13 protein-coding genes and 5 pseudogenes are annotated in these 17,827 nt (G+C 46.9%); 15 read left to right on the top strand and 3 right to left on the bottom strand.

What is annotated here, in order from left to right:
• Both HMPREF0670_RS02730 and HMPREF0670_RS02725 read left to right on the top strand, forming a co-directional pair.
• Nucleotides 1-1,370: pseudogene (locus HMPREF0670_RS02730) on the top strand (peptidase M26); the annotation flags it as partial.
• A gap of 129 nt (nt 1,371-1,499) precedes the next feature.
• Nucleotides 1,500-1,706 carry a hypothetical protein gene (locus HMPREF0670_RS02725; protein ID WP_009229629.1) on the top strand — a complete coding sequence of 69 codons (207 nt, stop codon included), beginning with the start codon at nt 1,500-1,502 and terminating at the stop codon, nt 1,704-1,706.
• A gap of 181 nt (nt 1,707-1,887) precedes the next feature.
• Here HMPREF0670_RS02725 and mobC read toward each other — a convergent pair.
• From mobC to HMPREF0670_RS02710, 3 genes and pseudogenes are all read right to left on the bottom strand, one after another.
• Nucleotides 1,888-3,890 (bottom strand): annotated as a pseudogene (mobC, locus tag HMPREF0670_RS02720) (conjugal transfer protein MobC).
• Between the two features lie 94 nt (nt 3,891-3,984).
• Nucleotides 3,985-5,265, bottom strand: a complete 1,281-nt coding sequence (mobB, locus tag HMPREF0670_RS02715; protein WP_009229626.1) for a conjugal transfer protein MobB — start codon at nt 5,263-5,265, stop codon at nt 3,985-3,987.
• Nucleotides 5,262-5,675, bottom strand: coding sequence for a hypothetical protein (locus tag HMPREF0670_RS02710; protein ID WP_009229625.1), 414 nt, complete (start codon nt 5,673-5,675; stop codon nt 5,262-5,264). Before HMPREF0670_RS02710 ends, mobB begins: the two co-directional genes overlap by 4 nt.
• Nucleotides 5,676-6,216: 541 nt before the next feature.
• Between HMPREF0670_RS02710 and HMPREF0670_RS02705 the strand changes: the two genes are divergently transcribed.
• The 13 genes and pseudogenes from HMPREF0670_RS02705 (at nt 6,217) to HMPREF0670_RS16950 (ending at nt 17,144) form a co-directional block, all read left to right on the top strand.
• Nucleotides 6,217-6,996 (top strand): ParA family protein, encoded by a 780-nt coding sequence (locus HMPREF0670_RS02705; protein ID WP_009229624.1) that lies wholly within the window; start codon nt 6,217-6,219, stop codon nt 6,994-6,996.
• 9 nt (nt 6,997-7,005) lie between these two features.
• Nucleotides 7,006-7,511: pseudogene (locus tag HMPREF0670_RS02700) on the top strand (DUF3408 domain-containing protein).
• 33 nt (nt 7,512-7,544) lie between these two features.
• Nucleotides 7,545-8,360 carry a hypothetical protein gene (locus HMPREF0670_RS02695; protein ID WP_009229621.1) on the top strand — a complete coding sequence of 272 codons (816 nt, stop codon included), beginning with the start codon at nt 7,545-7,547 and terminating at the stop codon, nt 8,358-8,360.
• A gap of 154 nt (nt 8,361-8,514) precedes the next feature.
• Nucleotides 8,515-8,814 (top strand): DUF4134 domain-containing protein, encoded by a 300-nt coding sequence (locus HMPREF0670_RS02690; RefSeq protein ID WP_006046154.1) that lies wholly within the window; start codon nt 8,515-8,517, stop codon nt 8,812-8,814.
• Between the two features lie 4 nt (nt 8,815-8,818).
• On the top strand, nt 8,819-9,154 hold the full coding sequence (locus tag HMPREF0670_RS02685) for a DUF4133 domain-containing protein (RefSeq protein WP_009229620.1): 336 nt from the start codon (nt 8,819-8,821) through the stop codon (nt 9,152-9,154).
• On the top strand, nt 9,151-11,664 hold the full coding sequence (locus HMPREF0670_RS02680; RefSeq protein WP_009229619.1) for a TraG family conjugative transposon ATPase: 2,514 nt from the start codon (nt 9,151-9,153) through the stop codon (nt 11,662-11,664). The genes HMPREF0670_RS02685 and HMPREF0670_RS02680 overlap by 4 nt, the downstream gene beginning before the upstream one ends.
• A gap of 200 nt (nt 11,665-11,864) precedes the next feature.
• Nucleotides 11,865-12,497, top strand: a complete 633-nt coding sequence (locus HMPREF0670_RS02675; protein ID WP_009229618.1) for a DUF4141 domain-containing protein — start codon at nt 11,865-11,867, stop codon at nt 12,495-12,497.
• Between the two features lie 40 nt (nt 12,498-12,537).
• Nucleotides 12,538-13,575 (top strand): conjugative transposon protein TraJ, encoded by a 1,038-nt coding sequence (gene traJ / locus HMPREF0670_RS02670; RefSeq protein ID WP_044077634.1) that lies wholly within the window; start codon nt 12,538-12,540, stop codon nt 13,573-13,575.
• A 46-nt stretch (nt 13,576-13,621) separates the two neighbouring features.
• The gene (gene traK / locus HMPREF0670_RS02665) at nt 13,622-14,245 is read left to right on the top strand and encodes a conjugative transposon protein TraK (protein WP_009229616.1); all 624 of its coding nucleotides are present in this window, start codon (nt 13,622-13,624) and stop codon (nt 14,243-14,245) included.
• Nucleotides 14,246-14,249: 4 nt separating this feature from the next.
• Nucleotides 14,250-14,548 (top strand): annotated as a pseudogene (locus tag HMPREF0670_RS15505) (hypothetical protein).
• Nucleotides 14,541-15,809 (top strand): conjugative transposon protein TraM, encoded by a 1,269-nt coding sequence (gene traM / locus HMPREF0670_RS02660; protein WP_044077846.1) that lies wholly within the window; start codon nt 14,541-14,543, stop codon nt 15,807-15,809. The pseudogene HMPREF0670_RS15505 and the gene traM overlap by 8 nt, the downstream one beginning before the upstream one ends.
• Before the next feature lie 49 nt (nt 15,810-15,858).
• Nucleotides 15,859-16,731, top strand: a pseudogene (gene traN / locus HMPREF0670_RS02655) (conjugative transposon protein TraN); the annotation flags it as partial.
• Between the two features lie 14 nt (nt 16,732-16,745).
• On the top strand, nt 16,746-17,144 hold the full coding sequence (locus HMPREF0670_RS16950; protein ID WP_157579529.1) for a hypothetical protein: 399 nt from the start codon (nt 16,746-16,748) through the stop codon (nt 17,142-17,144).
• Nucleotides 17,145-17,827 lie beyond the last annotated feature (683 nt).

Raw genomic sequence — 17,827 nt, 5'->3', positions numbered from 1 at the left:
CGGACATCGTGATGGTGGGCGTGATCAGAAACTATTCCGGCACGTTCGACGGGCAGGGACATGCACTCACCGTCAACTGGAATCACACAAGCTTCGTCGATATAGCCCCCTTCAAGAATGTGGCAGGTGCCACCATCAAGAACCTGCATGTAAAAGGGCAGAACGAAGCAACAGGCAACAGCTTTTTGTCCGGATTGATTCAGAATGCTTATGGCACGGTCACCGTCTCGGGCTGCGTCAGCGATGTGGACATCAAGGGCTCCAGCAATTTAGCAGGCATGATTCAAATGGTAAACCTCAATACCGAGGTTATTATCACCGACTGCGTCGTCAAGGGAGCGCTCAACTCCGCGACGAAGAGTATCGGTGGATTTGTAGACTATCAGAGTGGCTCCTGCACGCTGACCAACTGCCTCTACGCCGGCACGAACAACGCCACCACCGATAACAATACCTTCGCCGACAACGCCACCCTCACCAACTGCTATTACCTCAACGCCTGCGGCAAGCCACAGGGCACGCAGGTGACCGAGGAGCAACTCAAGAGCGGCGAGGTGACAAAGAAGTTGCAGGGCAACCGTACCGACAAATGTTACTGGGCGCAGCTGTTAGGCGAGATGCCGGGCCTCTACTGCGCAGCCGACAAGAGCAAGGCGAACTACGTGTATTACGACGCGGCAAAGAAAGGCTGGGCGTGTGAAGACTTCCGCCTCACCGACGGCACGCCGCTACCCATCGGGCTCGACTTCACCGCCGCCAACGTTACCTACGAGCGCAAATTCAATGGCACGCAGAATGCCACGCTGTGTCTGCCTTACGACTTGTATGCTCAGGGCTTCAAGGCCTACACCCTCTCGGGCGGCAACAAAAACGAAGTCCATTTCAAGGAAGTGGACGACAAGCTCACGGCATACACGCCGTATTACATCACGGCTAACGGTATGCCACAGCTCGGCGGCAGAAACATCGAGGTGAAAGCCTACAAGGACGACAAGATGACGACCCCCGCCGCAGGTTACAAATTCACGGGTACGGTAGCCGGCGTGAGCAACGCCACCGCTGCCGCTGCCAACGCCTACATCCTGCAGGACGATGGCAAGTTCCACAAGGTAACGACGGCCTATTCCGCCACCATTCCTGCCTACCGTGCCTACATCATCTGTCCACCGCAGGCGTCAGGTGCCAAGGAGCTCTCTGTCGTCCTCGACGGCGAGACCACCGGCATCGACGGTGTGACGAACGGCAGAGCCGACGGTCCGGTGTATGACCTGCAAGGCCGCCGCGTGGCCGACCGCCTCGACGCCGCCGCACGCCACCGGTTGCCCGCAGGCGTTTACATCGTAGGCGGACGCAAGGTGGTAGTGAAATAAAAAAGATGTCTCTCTCATCGGGGGTGCGGCACGCCGCAGGGGCGTGATTCATCACGTTCCGAATCCCACGGAAACGGGCGGTGCGCTCCCCCCCCCGATGATTTAAAACAAACAGTTAATTAATAAAAAATGAACAATTACATCAAACCGGAAATCAAAGTGGTACCCATCACATTAGAAAACTCTATCCTCACCGGTTCCACCAGCGTGGGCATCGGCGAAGGTCCCGCCACGGGGCCTGCACTCTCGAAAGGCAACAACTTCTTTGACGGCGAGGAGGACGACGATGACTATGACGCCCCGAGCCGCCGCCCGTCATCGCTGTGGGATGATTAATTCTATTTTCTTCGGGAGGTGCGCAACAGGTGCCGCACTCCCGATGATAAAAAATGACGTACATATACAGTCCGATAGATATTCTCTCGAATATTAATCTTTAGCTTCCTAATGGTAAGGTATCTATTCTCGGATACCTTTGCAAGAAACAGATGCTCGGAGACATCGGTTGGTAAATGGTCTACTCCTTGTTTAAGTGGGCAAGAGTCGGATCCGCTTTAATGCGTTCCTTCTCCAATTCCACAAGTGAGAGAATCTCTTGTTTGATGCGTTTATAGTTGGCTTCGATAGTCTCTTTGAGATTATTGGAGCCGTCTTCGTTTGTAAAGTCTGCGATTATAGGGATTGGTTGATAGGCTTTCATCTCGGCGGAGATTTTGGCACTATCCACGACTATCTCCGCATGGAAAATCTTTTGGTCAATACGTTCGTCAAAATTGTCAGACACTGCCCCCACGAACATACCTTGCGTGAGGTTGGAAATCTTGCTTGCCGGGATAAGACTGTCCATTTGGGTGGAGATTGATGTTGATTTGTCGTTACGGTTGATGGTCATGGACTGCCGCTGCTGGAGTACCTTTCCGAAACGCTCGGAAAGCGTCTTAGCAGTTTCGCCTACGACCTGACCACTAAATACATTACCTACCGTGTTCTGGATTACCTTGCTCTCCTTGTCGCCATAGTCACGGGTGAGCTGTGAAAAGTCCTGAAAGCCCAAGCATACAGCCACCTTGTTGCTTCGTGCTGTGGCGATGAGATTATCCAATCCACGAAAGTAGATAGTCGGAAGCTCGTCGATAATCACCGATGATTTGAGTTGTTTTTTCTTATTGATGAGCTTCACAATACGGCTGTTATACAGTCCGAGTGCCGCCGAATAGATATTCTGACGGTCGGGATTGTTACCCACGACAAGAACTTTCGGCTCATTGGGATTGTTGATGTCGAGCGAAAAATCATCGCCCGTCATTACCCAATAAAGTGCTGGTGAAATCATGCGTGAAAGCGGTATCTTGGCACTGGCAATCTGTCCCTGCAACTGATCCTGCGCTCCACCCTCCCAAGCGTCCATGAAAGGAGAAAGGTAGTTGGCAAGTTCATCGTAGGAAGTGAGTATCGGAAATATCTGTGCATAGGGGCGGTTCAGGAACTCGATGGCATGAGGGAAAGTGCAATATTTTCCATTCTCATAGATTTTCAGAAACCAGATGATGGCTGCCAACAAGATAATCGGTGACTCTACAAAGAAATCACCCTGCTTCTGAATCCACGAGCGGTTAAGATTGAGCATGATGGGTAGGCACTCTCATAGGCATCGGATATGTCCGTCATAAAGGCTGGATTGATGGGATTGCAGCGATGTGACTTTCTCGGATCATCGAAGTTGATGACATAGAACTGTGGCTTTACCTTGTAGGCATCCAAATGATGAAGCAGGTGATTATAAGCAATCTCGGAAAGGTCGGGAAACTTGTAATCATAGATATACATGGCAAAGCCTTTCTCAATCTGCTGCTTGATATAATTGTTTACGATGGCATACGACTTACCCGAACCGGGCGTACCGAGCACCATTGAGGCACGGAAAGGATTGACCACATTGATCCAGCCCTTGTTCCACTTCTTCTTATAGTAGAAGCGTGTAGGGAGATTGACGGAATACTCATTCTCCATCAACCGTGTTTCCTGCATGAAACTCTCGTTCTCCGTGTTGAAAACATCGTCCATCAAGTTGTTTTTGAGCAGTCGGCTCATCCACACACCACCCATCAACAGGCATATATAGCCCACAGACAGTGTGAAGATATAGAGCGTAGCTACACCGACCTTGCCAATGGGCAATGCCAGCAGCCACCAGTTGAGAAAGAAAAAGACGAAGCCGAAGAAAAGCACCGTCCAAATCTTTGGCCACGTGATTTTCTCTTCTTTCACGCCTTTTGTACCCAAACATGACAAAGCAAGGAACACCACACAAAAGAGTTTTGTCCAAAGGATGGACGAAAACAAGTTCGTAGTGCGCTGAAAGTTCATCAGTATCTTATTGATGATACCGAGCGTGAAGTGCCACTCGTAAAACGCCTCGTAGCAGAACCAATAACAGTTAATCAGGAGGAATATCACCGATATACCCCGCATAAAGTCCATGACCTTACCTAATGCCCTTAAATCATCTTCTTGTGCCATAATAATATTATTTTGTAGCCTCCCCCAACCCCTCCGAACCAACGGTCTCTGACCAAAGGGAAGAAAGGAAGGGGAGATAGAAATGCTCGTTTATTTAATGTTTTCTTCGTCTAAGTTTTACCTTACTTTGTCTGCGGAGTTTACGCTGCCATGCCGCTTCCTTCCAATCATCGTTGCCCGTAGTTCTGAATGATTCACCCACCATATCCTCGATAAGTTCATCGACAAGGTTGTCGCTTTCTTCTGTATTTTGTTGCAAAGTTTGAACGGTTGCCGATTGTTCCAAGCGGACAGACGGACTGCCATACAACGTTTCGTCCAAGAATGGGTTGTACGTTGAATTGGAGAAATACGCATTGAATATGTTGGCAGCATACCCCTTGCCCAATCGTGAGCCGTTGAGCGCAATGCCCACTTCATCATCAATGAAAGTAATGCCATAGATGCGTCCGCTTTCGTTCTTTCGGATTACCACACGCAAGCCTTGTTCCTCCAACCATTGTCGCAGTTCTTCCTCCGTCCGGGGAGAAGTACGCATAGTCTGTAATACCTTGTCCCTTATAGCCGGCACCAACGGCTTGACGGCTAGTTTCGATTTCTGCATCCTGTTCTGCACAGCAGTATAGCCCACACCACGACCGATGTCCGAGGCATGGATGGGTGTGCCTGCCTTGTTGCCCTTGCCATCAGTCGGAACATATACAAGTCCGTCGTATTTCCTTCCTCGAAACTCCGTCTTGACTTCTTCCACAGTAAGGTTATATTTGTTCAGAATGGCATTGAACTCGCCCAATGAACAGAAGCGGTAATGCTTCAGCACCATGCGAAAAACGCTTGCCACCTGCTCCCTGATGTTTCCTTTACCAATATCCACCTTGGGCGTTTCTGTTTCCACCTTCCCGCTAACCTTTGAACTTGGAATGAGATTATACTTTCTCTCCAAAGCATCTGTAATTTGTTTACTCCTTCGTTTCTCGAAGCGGTCGTTGAGCTTTCGCCCCTCACTGTCCACCCGAAGCGACACGATGTGTATATGTTCACGGGCGATGTCGTTGTGCTTGAAAACGATATAGGGTTGGTTGCCATAGCCAAGTGCCTCCATATACTCTCTTGCAATCTGCATGAGTGTTTCATCGGAGAGCTTCTCGTCCGGGTGCGGATTGAGGGAACAATGAAAGACAGTATTCTTTGTCCTGCACTTATTCGGGATAAGTTGCTGCATATCGGATAGCACCTGCTCCATAGCGTATCTGCCATCTTGATTTTGGTACAGACCACCGGCAAGCAGAACAGTTGTTTCCTCCTGCCTTACCTTTTTGAAGTTATAGCCCAAAGCTCTTCCAAGGTTTGCTGTCGATGATATTTTGGCTATCATTTACTACGATAATCAATGGTTAAGGCAACCGCTTTCCTTTGAAGTTCGATAATCTGAATAGACAGTTTCTCCAACTTTTCAAGCAGAATATGTGCGGTTTTCACGCTGTGATAGGAGTTGATGGCACGCACCGCTTGATTATAGAGTACGCCAATCTTATGGATTTGTGCCGTCAATTCAGAGAGCTTTCGGTAGTATTCTACGGCGGATTTATCCACTGTAATCACCTTGAAACTCTCGCCAAGTATGCGAGCACGCACGAAATCCGACTTTGTTTCTGCTCCTGATTTATGAAATAATTCTATGGCACGCTGCTGAGCTTTTGGATCGGGCAAACGTACATGCCAGTTGTCCCAGCGGGGCTTTTCTATTCTTTTTCGTTCTGAACGATGTTCTGCATCTTTATTCATATCGCTTTGGTTTCTAATTACGACTTTGGAGTGATTATCCCCTCGCACCGAGGCAAGGTTCTTTGTGGTACAAACTGCGGTTTATGTTACAAAGACACACCTTGCCAATATCAAGAGTTGATGCAATAGAAGCATCCACCTTTTAGGGTGTCTGTTTCGAAGAGTACACCTCCATATCTTCTATCTGCCTGCAAAGTTACGGCAGATTTTCAAATATCTCATAATCAATGATATTCACTCTTTTTCCTTTCATTTCCTTGTACTTCTATCGCATAGAAATATCTATCGAAAAAGCTTTTATTTTGCAGATAAAACGAACGTGATATCGTTCGATAGAACTATTTAAAGAACGATATGACGAACTCTATTTCAATCGTTCAATATATCGTCAGATAGAACTATCGATATGTCGACAAATCGACAAATAAAACGATAGATACTTCGGTATTTCGACAGATAAAAGAATTAATAATTTGCTGTGACGATTATTCTAACAATCTACCATTCAAATTATAGTTCAAACGATAAAAATATCTATAGTATGGAACAGATACAAACATCGCCCATATTTCTGGGCTTTTCCTCTCAAAAGGGAGGTGTTGGCAAAAGTACTTTGGCTGAGATTGTCAGCAGCATTCTTTACTACGAAAGAAATATCCATCTTTTTGTGGTAGATTGTGACTTGTCTCAGGACTCATTCTATAAACTCCGTGAAAGGGAAAAGGCTTGCGTTGAAAGTGATCCACAGCTTTCCAAGCAGATGAAGCAACATTTCTCCTCTTTGAAGCGTACAGCTTATCGCATACTCAAGGCAGACCCTAAGGAGGCAATAGAAAAAACTAACGAGTATATCCGTAAACATCCGTCTGAGCAGTTTGATTTGGTCATCTTCGATTTCCCTGGTCATGCTGGTACAAGTGACCTTTTGCAGCTATCGTTGGAGATGGACTATATCGTTTCACCTTTAGAGCCTGACGTTCAGTCAATGGTTGCCTGTCTTACCTATATCAAAGCGGTAAACGACTTGGGTGTATCCATGTCAAGTGTCCGTATCAAGGAAGTCATTCTCCTATGGAATAAGGTTGACCGAAGAGTTAAAAACACGCTCATAGAATACTATAGTAGGTATATCAAGAACGAAGATTACACGCTACTTAATCAGCATGCCTATGCTACTCACCGCTTCAGCCATGAACTGGAGCAATACGGATTCCGTGGAGTATTCCGTTCCACTTACCTGCCTCCCAATAAGGCTTTACGAATTGGGACCGGCATTGATGAGCTGACAGAGGAATTGCTTACCCATATTCAACTTAAATAAGACAGCACTATGGCAAAGATACAAGAACAGCGGCAGAAATTGGAAGCCAAGCTCAAGGAGATGGCAGAAGACGGGGTGATGAAGACACCACCCAAGGAAACGGTGGCTTTTGACCCACCTGATGAGGAAGAGGATATGAAAACAGAGGTCAGTGTCAACCAAAAGGAAAAACAACATCTGGTAAAGGAGCTTATGCCTACCTCGGAGGATAAGCAGGAGAAGACCTTGTGTAAAAGCCACGAGAGAGGAGATGATAGAAGTGCGGAAACACCTCGTACTTCTTTAGAGGACTACCGAACACGTTATTTACAGTCAATCCGCCTTCGGAACGAACCAATTTTACTATGAGTGCTGATACACTCCAAGTGCTAAGAAACATTTTACAGGACTTAGGTGAGCGGGTATCTATGGCTTGCTATATTGACAATATTCTTCGTGAACACCTCAAGGAGCATAAGGAACTTCTCAATAATGCTACAGCAAAGCATCGACGCAAGGTGGCAATAGACTTTTGAACAAAGAATAAATGACAAACAAACATCACCATTATGCAAACAATACTATTCTATACTCTCCTGCTTTTGACTGTGATATGGTTGCTTGTAGGGATACTCTTTCTTTGGCAGCAGTTACACACTGTGCGCCAAAAAGTGGAAGAAGAAAGTAAAAAGAAAAACAAGCAGAAACAAAAGCAGAGTACTTCTTCTGTTACGCAAGACCAGGTTGAGCAGGCACGGCAAATACTTGTCGGTAAAAGTAAGTCATATAGGGAACGCTATGACGAAATTTCAAAAGAGATAACGACAAATTCTCAAAAAATCCCTGATGTTCCCGATACTTCATCAAAAGAAAAATCAGCTGATAATCCAAATACCTTTGCAGGGAAAAACTCATCTGTGTCCGAAGAAATAAAAGAAGCGGAAAGTACAGAAGAGGACAATGAAATGCAGGTTGACTACACAATGGACGAACCAGACGAAGATACTATCATTCGTGAGGAACTGCAGATTGCAGACGATTCTTTACCAGAAGTCTCACCGTCCGCTATTCTTACAAGGGACTTGTCCCGTATAAACGGCTGGCACAAGAATGACGATGCACTTGATGAGGAAAGCGAAACTGACGTTCACGAAACACTGCAGGCGATACGGGGCACACAGCTAATGGACTACATTAAGGAGGCAACGCTTAAGCAGGAGAAAGACCATCAAAAGCTGCTTGCTGCCATTCGTAAAGCAGAGGAAGCAGAATTAGAGGAAAATAATATAAATTCTTCTTCTGACTTTGAAACGAACTCAAACATAGAGAGCAGCGACAGCGATATTTCGGAAGAAGCCGACCGTCCACTTTCATACTATCTGTAAGACTAATGTTTTTATTCATATTGTAAAGTGATCAAGGGGTGGTTCAAAAGTAAAACAATCAACCAATATCAGTCATACGATAAAACTGAGCCACCCCTTACCATCTCTACCTAAAAGAAAACAATTCATTTAACAACTTAAAATAAAAAGGACAATGAACAACAAAAAGAAAATCACAATGCTGCTCCTGACGGCTACCGCCATAGGAGCATACGCACAAGGCAATGGTATTGCTGGTATCAATGAAGCCACAAAGATGGTAACCTCCTACTTCGACCCTGGCACGAAACTCATCTATGCCGTGGGGGCAGTAGTGGGGTTGATAGGAGGCATTAAAGTGTACAACAAGTTCTCAAGTGGCGACCCCGACACAAGTAAGACCGCAGCCTCTTGGTTCGGTGCGTGTATCTTCTTGATTGTGGCTGCCACTATCTTAAGAAGTTTCTTCCTGTAAGGCGATGGCAGCATTTGAAATCAACAAGGGTGTAGGCCGGACGGTGGAGTTCAAGGGCTTGAAGGCACAGTACCTCTTCCTCTTTGCAGGAGGGTTGCTGGCAGTCTTTATTCTCGTGGTCATTCTCTATCTCTGTGGAGTTAGCCAAGTTTCCTGTCTTGTCATAGGTGTAGTGGGTGCCAGCCTTGTGGTATGGCAAACGTTCACCATGAATAGAAAGTACGGGCAATACGGGCTGATGAAAAAAGGAGCAATACGTATGCACCCGCGCTACCTTGTGAACCGCCGTACGGTCTGCCACCTTATCCGTAACCTTCAACCAAAGAAAGCGAAGCAATGAGAAACAAAAGTAAGATAACAACTTTAGAATCGAAGTTTCCACTGCTCTCCATCGAGCAGGGGTGCATGGTGAGCAAGGATGCCGATATCACTGTGGCTTTCCGTGTGGAATTGCCCGAACTTTTTACCGTCACCTCTACAGAATACGAAGCAATGCACTCTGCCTGGCATAAGGCAATCAAGGTGCTACCCAATTACAGCATCGTGCACAAGCAGGACTGGTTCATCAAAGAGGACTATCAAGGAAAGCTCTCCGATGGTGGATTGAGCTTCCTTGCCCGTTCCTCTGAGCGGCACTTCAATGAGCGTCCGTATCTCCACCACTCAGTCTATCTCTTCCTGACCAAGACCAACAAGCAGCGTATGGCACAACAGAGCAATTTTTCTTCGCTCTGCCGTGGACACCTCATTCCCAAGGAAATCACCAACAAGGACGAGGTGATGAAGTTCATGGAAGCAGTAGACCAGTTCGAGCGTATCATCAACGATACCGAGCAGATAAGGATTGTCCGCATGACAGAAGAGGAATTGATAGGTACAAAGGAAAAAGGCGGTCTCTTGGACCGTTATTTCTCCCTCTCGGAAGAAGGACACGCCTCGTTGGAGGACATCCGTCTGGGCGCAGATCTTGTGCGTGTGGGCGACAATATGCTTTGTCTGCATACACTTTCCGATACGGATGACCTGCCGACAACGGTCAGCACGGACAGCAGATATGAACGACTGTCCACCGACAGAAGTGACTGCCGTCTTTCCTTTGTCTCTCCCGTAGGGTTGATGCTACCGTGCAACCATATCTATAACCAGTACCTCTTTATCGAGGATAGCGACGCCAATTTGGAACGCTTTGAGAAGCAGGCCCGCAACATGCACTCACTGGCACGCTACAGCCGTAGCAACCAAATCAACGAGGAATGGATACAGGAGTATCTCAATATTGCCCATTCACAGGGACTGACCTCTATCCGTGCCCACTTCAACGTACTGGCATGGAGTAGCGATAAGGAAGAACTTCGCCAAATCAAGAATGATGTAGGCTCTGCACTTGCTCTTATGGAATGCCACCCACGTCACAACACCATTGATGCGGCAACGCTCTACTGGGCGGGTATTCCCGGTAATGCGGCAGACTTTCCCGCAGAAGAGTCATTTTATACTTTCATCGAACCTGCCCTCTGTTTCTTTACGGCAGAGACGAACTATAAGGATTCGCTCTCTCCCTTCGGTATCAAGATGGCAGACCGCCTTTCAGGGAAACCTGTTCATCTGGACATCTCGGATTTACCGATGAAAAAGGGAGTCATCACCAACCGTAACAAGTTTATCTTGGGACCTTCGGGTAGCGGCAAGTCTTTCTTCACCAACCACATGGTACGTCAGTATTACGAGCAGGGGGCGCATGTCCTCTTGGTCGATACGGGTAACTCATATCAGGGCTTGTGTGAACTTATCCACCGCAAGACCAAGGGCGAGGACGGTGTTTATTTCACCTATACCAATGAAAGCCCGATATCCTTCAACCCTTTCTATACGGACGATTACTTCTTTGATGTAGAGAAAAGGGAGAGTATCTGTACGCTGCTGCTCACGCTCTGGAAAAGTGCCGATGAGCATATCACTAAGACCGAGGCCGGCGAACTTGGTTCTGCCGTGAACTCCTATATCGAGCTGATATGTGCTGACCACAGCGTTACGCCCTGTTTTAACACCTTCTATGAGTATCTGCGGGATGTGTACCGAAAGGATATGGAAAAGCGTGACATCAAGGTAACGCTCTCGGACTTCAATATCAACAACCTCTTAACGACATTGAAGCAATACTATCGTGGCGGTCGCTATGATTTCCTGCTGAACTCGGACAAGAACATCGACCTGCTCTCCAAACGCTTCATTGTCTTTGAAATCGATCAAGTGAAGGACAACAAAGACCTTTTTCCTGTGGTAACGATTATCATCATGGAAGCCTTCATTAATAAGATGCGAAGACTCAAAGGTATCAGAAAGATGATACTTATTGAGGAAGCGTGGAAAGCCATCGCTTCGGCAAACATGGCGGACTACATCAAGTATCTCTACAAGACGGTGAGAAAGTATTTCGGGGAGGCCATTGTCGTAACGCAGGAAGTGGACGACATCATCCAGTCACCCATCGTCAAGGAGAGTATCATCAACAACTCCGACTGCAAGATACTGCTCGACCAACGAAAGTACATGACCAAGTTTGACGGCATACAGGCGATGCTCGGTCTTTCGGAAAAGGAAAAGAGCCAGATTCTCTCCATCAACCAGAACAACGACCCGAACCGACTCTACAAGGAAGTGTGGATAGGTCTGGGCGGTATGCAGAGTGCAGTCTATGCCACGGAAGTGAGCATGGAGGAATATCTGACCTACACCACGGAGGAAACCGAGAAGGTGGAGGTGATGAACAGGGCTGCACAGCTCGGTGGGGACATCGAAACGGCTATCCGGCAGCTTGCACAAGAGAAACGGGTTGCACGAAACCGTTGACCGAACAAAATTTATAAAGGATGTACCGATTTAGCCAAATGTGTCCAAACAATTGGATTAGTTTGTCCAATGAATTGGACAAGCGTGTCCAAAGACTTGGACTAACTTGTCCAACTTATCCATATAACAGCAAGCTGAATAGACATCCCTTAGTGGAAATTCAGACATACATAATATTTACATCATAAACAAAAAGAACAATGAGAACAAGAATTTTAATGCTGCTGATGGGCATCGTCCTTTTATTCAGCGGAAAGGCCCACGCACAGTGGGTGGTGACTGATCCCGGTAACTTCGCCGGCAACATCGTCAATTCGGTCAAGGAGATAGCCACCGCCTCGAAGACGGTAAAAAATACCTTGGATGGGTTCAAGGAAGTGGAAAAACTCTACAACGACACCAAGAAGTATTATGACGCACTAAAGAAGGTGAATAACCTTATAGGGGATGCCTACAAGGTCAAGGAGTGCATCCTGATGGTGGGCGACATCTCGGAGATTTACGTCACCTCGTATAAGAAGATGCTCTCGGACAAGAACTTCCGCCCTTCGGAACTCGCGGCGATGGCTTCGGGCTATGCCAAACTCTTGGAACAAAGCGGTGAGAGTCTCAAGGAACTCAAGTCCATCGTCAAGTCGGGTGTCCTCTCGATGAACGACCACGAGCGTATGCAGGCCATCGACCGTATCTACACCACGCTGAGGGAGAATCGTTCGCTCGTGTCATACTACACAAGGAAGAACATCTCCGTAAGTTACGTCCGTGCCCGTGAGAAGAACAACCTTGCCTCTGTCAAGGCTCTCTATGGTAATACGGCAAGCAGGTATTGGTAATTAAGTTATTGGTTATTCATACATCTAAACACACTTGCTTATGGATTTTGCCAGTTTACATGAGCTGCTACACTCAACCTATGATGAGATGATGCCGCTCTGTGCCCAGATGACGGGCATTGCCAAGGGCATTGCGGGCTTGGGTGCGCTCTTTTATATTGCTCTTCGGGTATGGGCTTCCATTGCCCGTGCTGAGGCGATAGACGTCTTTCCCTTGCTGCGCCCCTTTGTCTTGGGCTTCTGTATCATGTTCTTCCCAACAGTCGTACTAGGTACGATGAATGCCGTTCTCTCGCCTGTAGTGCAGGGAACGGAGATGATGGTACACCAGCAGGAGGGGAACCTTGCCGAGCTTACTGCCAAGCGGGATAAGTTGCAGGAGGAAGCCTACCTTAGGAATCCTGAAACGGCCTACCTTGTTTCCAACGAGAAGTTCGACCAGAAAATTGAGGAGATGGGTATCATCGGCCCCGAAGACGCTCTTACCATTGCCGGGATGTATGCCGAACGTGCTGCCTATCAGACCAGGCAGTGGATCATGAAGATGGTACACGACCTCTTAGAACTCCTTTTCCATGCCGCAGGGCTTATCATTGACACGCTCCGTACTTTTATTCTGATAGTCCTCTCCATTCTCGGTCCGATAGTCTTCGGCATAGCCGTATGGGACGGTCTTGCAGGCTCGCTTACGGCATGGTTCTCGCGCTATATTTCTGTCTATCTATGGCTGCCTGTCAGTTCTATTCTTACGGCACTGCTTACAAAAATACAAGTGCTGATGATAGAGAAGGATATAGAAGCGCTCAGCGACCCTAACTACCTACCAGATTCGGGGACATGGTACTACATCGTCTTCTTCCTTATCGGTATTATAGGCTACTTCTGTGTACCTACCGTGGCAGGATGGATTATCGAAGCGGGTGGTGGTATCGGCTCTTATGGTCGTAATGTCAATCAGGCTGCACAGCGCGGTGCACAAAGTGCCTACACGGGCGGAAGATATGCCGCAGCAGGTGCCGGGTCGGTCATCGGCAATGTCGGTGGGCGTATCAAGGGTGCGCTACTCAAAGGAAAATAGAAATGGAGCAACTATGCTTAATTAATCAACAGATATAAAAGAAAAAATGGAATTCAAATCACTTGGTAATATCGAGACCTCATTCAGACAGATAAGACTCTATGCCTTTGTCTTCGCTATCGTATGCGTGGCTGTAAGCGGTTATGCCGTCTATGCCTCGTACAGCTTTGCCAAGGAGCAGAGGGAGAAAATCTATGTGCTTGACCAGGGAAAGTCGCTCATGCTGGCTCTCAGTCAGGATGCAAGCAGAAACCGTCCCGTGGAGGCAAGAGAACATGTGCGTCGTTTCCATGAGCTATTCTTCACCATTGCGCCTGACAAGGATGCCATTGAGAAGAACATGGAGCGTGCCTTTGTGCTGTGTGACAAGTCGGCTTTCAGCTATTACAAGGACTTGGCGGAGAAAGGCTATTACAACCGTGCCATATCGGGCAATGTCAACCAGCGCATAGAGGTGGACTCTATTCACTGCAACTTCAACGCTTATCCCTACGAGGTAACGACTTATGCACGGCTGTTCATCGTCCGGCAGAGTAACGTCACGGAGCGCAGTCTTGTTACGACCTGCACGCTGCAGAACTCTGTCCGTTCGGACAACAACCCGCAAGGTTTCCTGATGGAGAACTTCCTCGTCAAGGAGAACAGGGACATACAGACCTATAAACGGTAAGGTTATGGCAAGGAAAAGAAACTTTTTACTCTCATGTCAATATCTGCGCTTTCACCTATGGCTCCGCCATCGGTGTGAAAGGCTCACGATAAGGCAGAGAAAGGAAATCGTCTATGGATTGAGTTTTGTCTATCTTATCTGCTCCCTCTGGATGATAGCGCAGTTTTTCCTTCCTCCAAAGAAGGAGAAACTACCCATCCCCAAGGGAAAACTGATGGACAGTCCGATACGGACAGCACCTTACAAGAGTTACACGGCAATTTTTACCTACAACATCATCAAACAATCAAGGAAAATGGATAATAAACAGAAAGAACAAATGAAAAAAGGCTTGGTCTTCGGAGGACTGGGACTGCTGTTTGCCCTCTCGATGTGGTTTATCTTCGCACCGTCAGGCAAAGATAAGACTGCTGCAGAGCAGGGACTCAATGACAGCATCCCGCAGGCAACGACAGAAAAACTGACGGAGAACAAGCTCAAAGCCTACGAATTGGGCGACAAGGCACACGAGGAGGAACAGACCCGCGAGGAGATGGGCAGGCTATCGGACTATTTCGCACAGAACACTGCTCCATCAGAGGAGCAGCGTGCAGAGACAGCTGCTTCTACGGCAAAGATAGAAAACTCCATGCATCGCTATGAGGAGAATAATCGCCTCTTGAACTCCTTTTACGCTCCCGACCCACACGAGCAGGAGCGTGAAGCCCTGCGCTCGGAGATAGATAACCTTAAAAAGGAACTCTCTGCCAAAGACAGCAGGGAGGATAATGAAGAGAAACGGCAGCTTGCCTTGATGGAAAAGAGCTATCAGATGGCAGCGAAGTATCTCCCTAAAGCATCAACTCCACCTACCTTCAATAATGGTCTGACTGCTGAAAAAGAGAAGACGGAAGGGGCAGCAGGCGGCTCTGAAGCCGCTAAGGGCAAGACCATGCAGAATGAAAAGCCTGCAAAGGAAGTTCTGCCGGAGCGTAGGCAGATAGTATCCTCACTTGATCAGCCTATGAGCGATGTGTACTTTATGGAGAAATACGGCAAGAAGGCTCGCAATATGGGTTTTCATTCGCTTGCAAGCACGGCTGTACCTACAATGCGCAATACGCTGAAAGTCGTAGTGGATAGGACTACAGTTCTTAAAGAGGGTGACAATGTGGTCCTTCGTCTGCTGGAAACTGCTAAGGTACAGGGACTGCACATTCCACGACAGAGCCGACTGATAGCCGTCGCTAAGATTGAGGGTAACCGTATGCACCTGCTTATCAAAAGCATTGAGGTGGACGGGCATATCATAGCCGTCAAGCTCTCGGCATACGATACAGACGGACAAGAGGGCGTGTATATACCAGGTTCGGAGGACGTCAATGCGCTTAAGGAAGTTGGGGCGAACATCGGTGGTTCAATGGGAACATCCTTTACCTTCGCTTCTTCTGCCAAGGACCAGATTATCTCCGAGGCTGCCCGTGGGGTGATGCAGGGTGCAAGTCAGCTACTTCAGAAGAAGCTGTGCACCATCAAGGTAACGCTCAAGGGTGGTTATCGTCTTTTCTTGGTTCAGTCCAAATAAAACAATCGAAAATGATAAGTAAAAAAATAACATCAAATCAAAAAGAACAATGAAGAAAATTATTTTATCAATGGCTATGCTTGCCATGATGGGAGCAACAGCCACAGCACAGGAAAACAATGATGGTCTGGTATCAAGCCGTCCGCTTACTTCGGGAGAGCTCTTTCAAGGTATGAGCCGTGCCATACCAACGGGGCGTGTCGTACTGCCGTATGGTCTGGACGTTACCTTTGACAAGACCGTGCATCTTATCTTCCCTTCTGCCATTCGTTATGTGGACTTAGGTTCACAGAACATCATCGCAGGAAAGGCGGAGGATGCCGAGAACGTACTGCGTGTAAAGGCTTCGGTGAAGGACTTTGAGACGGAAACCAATATGAGTGTCATCTGTGAGGACGGCTCTTTCTATGCTTTCAACGTGAAGTATGCCGATGAGCCGGAGAAGCTCAGCATTGAGAAGAAGGACTTCCTGTCACCAACGGACGGACGATTGCCAAGCAATCGTGCCGACATCTATTTCAAGGAACTAGGTAACGAGTCGCCCGTATTGGTCAAACTGATGATGCAGACTATCTATCAGAATGACAGACGCTGCATCAAGCACATCGGTACTCAGCAGTTTGGTATGAAGTTCCTGCTTCGTGGCTTGTATGCCCACAATGGCTTGCTGTATTTCCACACTCGAATGGAAAATGGCACGAATATGCCGTACTCAGTGGATTTCATCACCTTTAAGGTTGTAGATAAGAAGATGGCAAAGCGCACCGCTATACAGGAGCAGGTGTTGCAGCCGCTTCGTGCCTATCATCAGGTGATGCAGGTGCGTGGCATGGGCAGTGAACACGCTGTGTTTGCGCTCGAGCAGTTTTCTCTTGCAGAAGATAAGCAGCTTGAAGTGACGCTCTATGAGAGGAATGGTGGTTGTATGATGGCAGCATGTGGCTGAAGAAACGTAATGTCATTGCGAGGGAAAATGGAAAGAGCGTGGCTGATCTTAAGAGGAATGCTCCTGATGGAACTGACTATACAGCAAATACTTCTTTTAAGATATATGAGAAGTATGTGTATAGCAATAGGAATATTAAATTGGGTAAACCTGCCAATTTGAATGATTATATCCTCTTGCCAACCTATGGATACTATCTATCTGGTCTTTATACAGGACCAACATACCGCCCCAGTGAGTTTATGCACGTAGGACGAAGAGGTTATTTCTGGTCAAGTACGGCTCGTCCTGATAGAAATCTCAATGCCTACAATTTATATGTTGCGAGGGGAGGAGTGCATACAGGATATGGTGATCGTCAGAATGCTCATTGCCAATGGCCAGAGTAAAAACTGGGTTGTAGTTTTCTGAGAAATAATATAAAAATAAGAGAAAATATAATGCATTTTTAGGCTTTTCTAAAAAGGCAGATAGGAATTTAAGAATTCTCTGAGTATATGCAGGTCTGAGCCGTGAGCTTGGGCCTGCTTTTGGTTGAATAGTTTGATGTGTAGAGGGAATGTACTGAGATAATAAAATATAATAATTTCTCGAGTTCAGTATAAGAAAGAATACCAGTTCGGATAAGATAAAATAAGGTTCCATGACATGGCGTTGTATTTTGACTTAGATTACACTGCGTTTTGACTCAAATTACATGGTAAAATGACGCAGATTGAAGGTGATTCAATACAAATTACAACGCCATGTCATGGAACCTTATTTTATCTTATCTTGAACCAGGGTAATAATATTGCGAAATCTTTAGGGACTGTGTTTATCATGAACATCTGCACATTCCATGGAAGAAAGGGGTTGTTGAAAATCTAAATATGCTAATCGGGGGGAGGGCATTGATTAAAGGTGCAATATAAACAACTCTCAAGACTGTATATGGCAGCAATAGGTGCTAAATTAAAAGAGAAACTTAGGGAAAACTTAACTTTAGTCCCCCAAAAATTTGTTTTTTACAAAAAGAGTAACTAAATTTGCATTTAGTAGTTTAAACAACTAAAGGTTAATTAAATGACTT

Source organism: Prevotella sp. oral taxon 317 str. F0108 (assembly GCF_000162415.1).
In the GTDB taxonomy this organism is placed as follows: domain Bacteria; phylum Bacteroidota; class Bacteroidia; order Bacteroidales; family Bacteroidaceae; genus Prevotella; species Prevotella conceptionensis.
This window is presented reverse-complemented; position numbering and strand designations above follow the sequence as displayed.

Excerpts from the sequence above, each read along its gene's own strand:
- HMPREF0670_RS02725 (WP_009229629.1), top strand. The coding sequence starts at position 1,500 with ATGAACAATTACATCAAACCGGAAATCAAAGTGGTACCCATCACATTA.
- mobB (WP_009229626.1), bottom strand. The coding sequence starts at position 5,265 with ATGATAGCCAAAATATCATCGACAGCAAACCTTGGAAGAGCTTTGGGC.
- HMPREF0670_RS02710 (WP_009229625.1), bottom strand. The coding sequence starts at position 5,675 with ATGAATAAAGATGCAGAACATCGTTCAGAACGAAAAAGAATAGAAAAG.
- HMPREF0670_RS02705 (WP_009229624.1), top strand. The coding sequence starts at position 6,217 with ATGGAACAGATACAAACATCGCCCATATTTCTGGGCTTTTCCTCTCAA.
- HMPREF0670_RS02695 (WP_009229621.1), top strand. The coding sequence starts at position 7,545 with ATGCAAACAATACTATTCTATACTCTCCTGCTTTTGACTGTGATATGG.
- HMPREF0670_RS02690 (WP_006046154.1), top strand. The coding sequence starts at position 8,515 with ATGAACAACAAAAAGAAAATCACAATGCTGCTCCTGACGGCTACCGCC.
- HMPREF0670_RS02685 (WP_009229620.1), top strand. The coding sequence starts at position 8,819 with ATGGCAGCATTTGAAATCAACAAGGGTGTAGGCCGGACGGTGGAGTTC.
- HMPREF0670_RS02680 (WP_009229619.1), top strand. The coding sequence starts at position 9,151 with ATGAGAAACAAAAGTAAGATAACAACTTTAGAATCGAAGTTTCCACTG.
- HMPREF0670_RS02675 (WP_009229618.1), top strand. The coding sequence starts at position 11,865 with ATGAGAACAAGAATTTTAATGCTGCTGATGGGCATCGTCCTTTTATTC.
- traJ (WP_044077634.1), top strand. The coding sequence starts at position 12,538 with ATGGATTTTGCCAGTTTACATGAGCTGCTACACTCAACCTATGATGAG.
- traK (WP_009229616.1), top strand. The coding sequence starts at position 13,622 with ATGGAATTCAAATCACTTGGTAATATCGAGACCTCATTCAGACAGATA.
- traM (WP_044077846.1), top strand. The coding sequence starts at position 14,541 with ATGGATAATAAACAGAAAGAACAAATGAAAAAAGGCTTGGTCTTCGGA.
- HMPREF0670_RS16950 (WP_157579529.1), top strand. The coding sequence starts at position 16,746 with ATGTGGCTGAAGAAACGTAATGTCATTGCGAGGGAAAATGGAAAGAGC.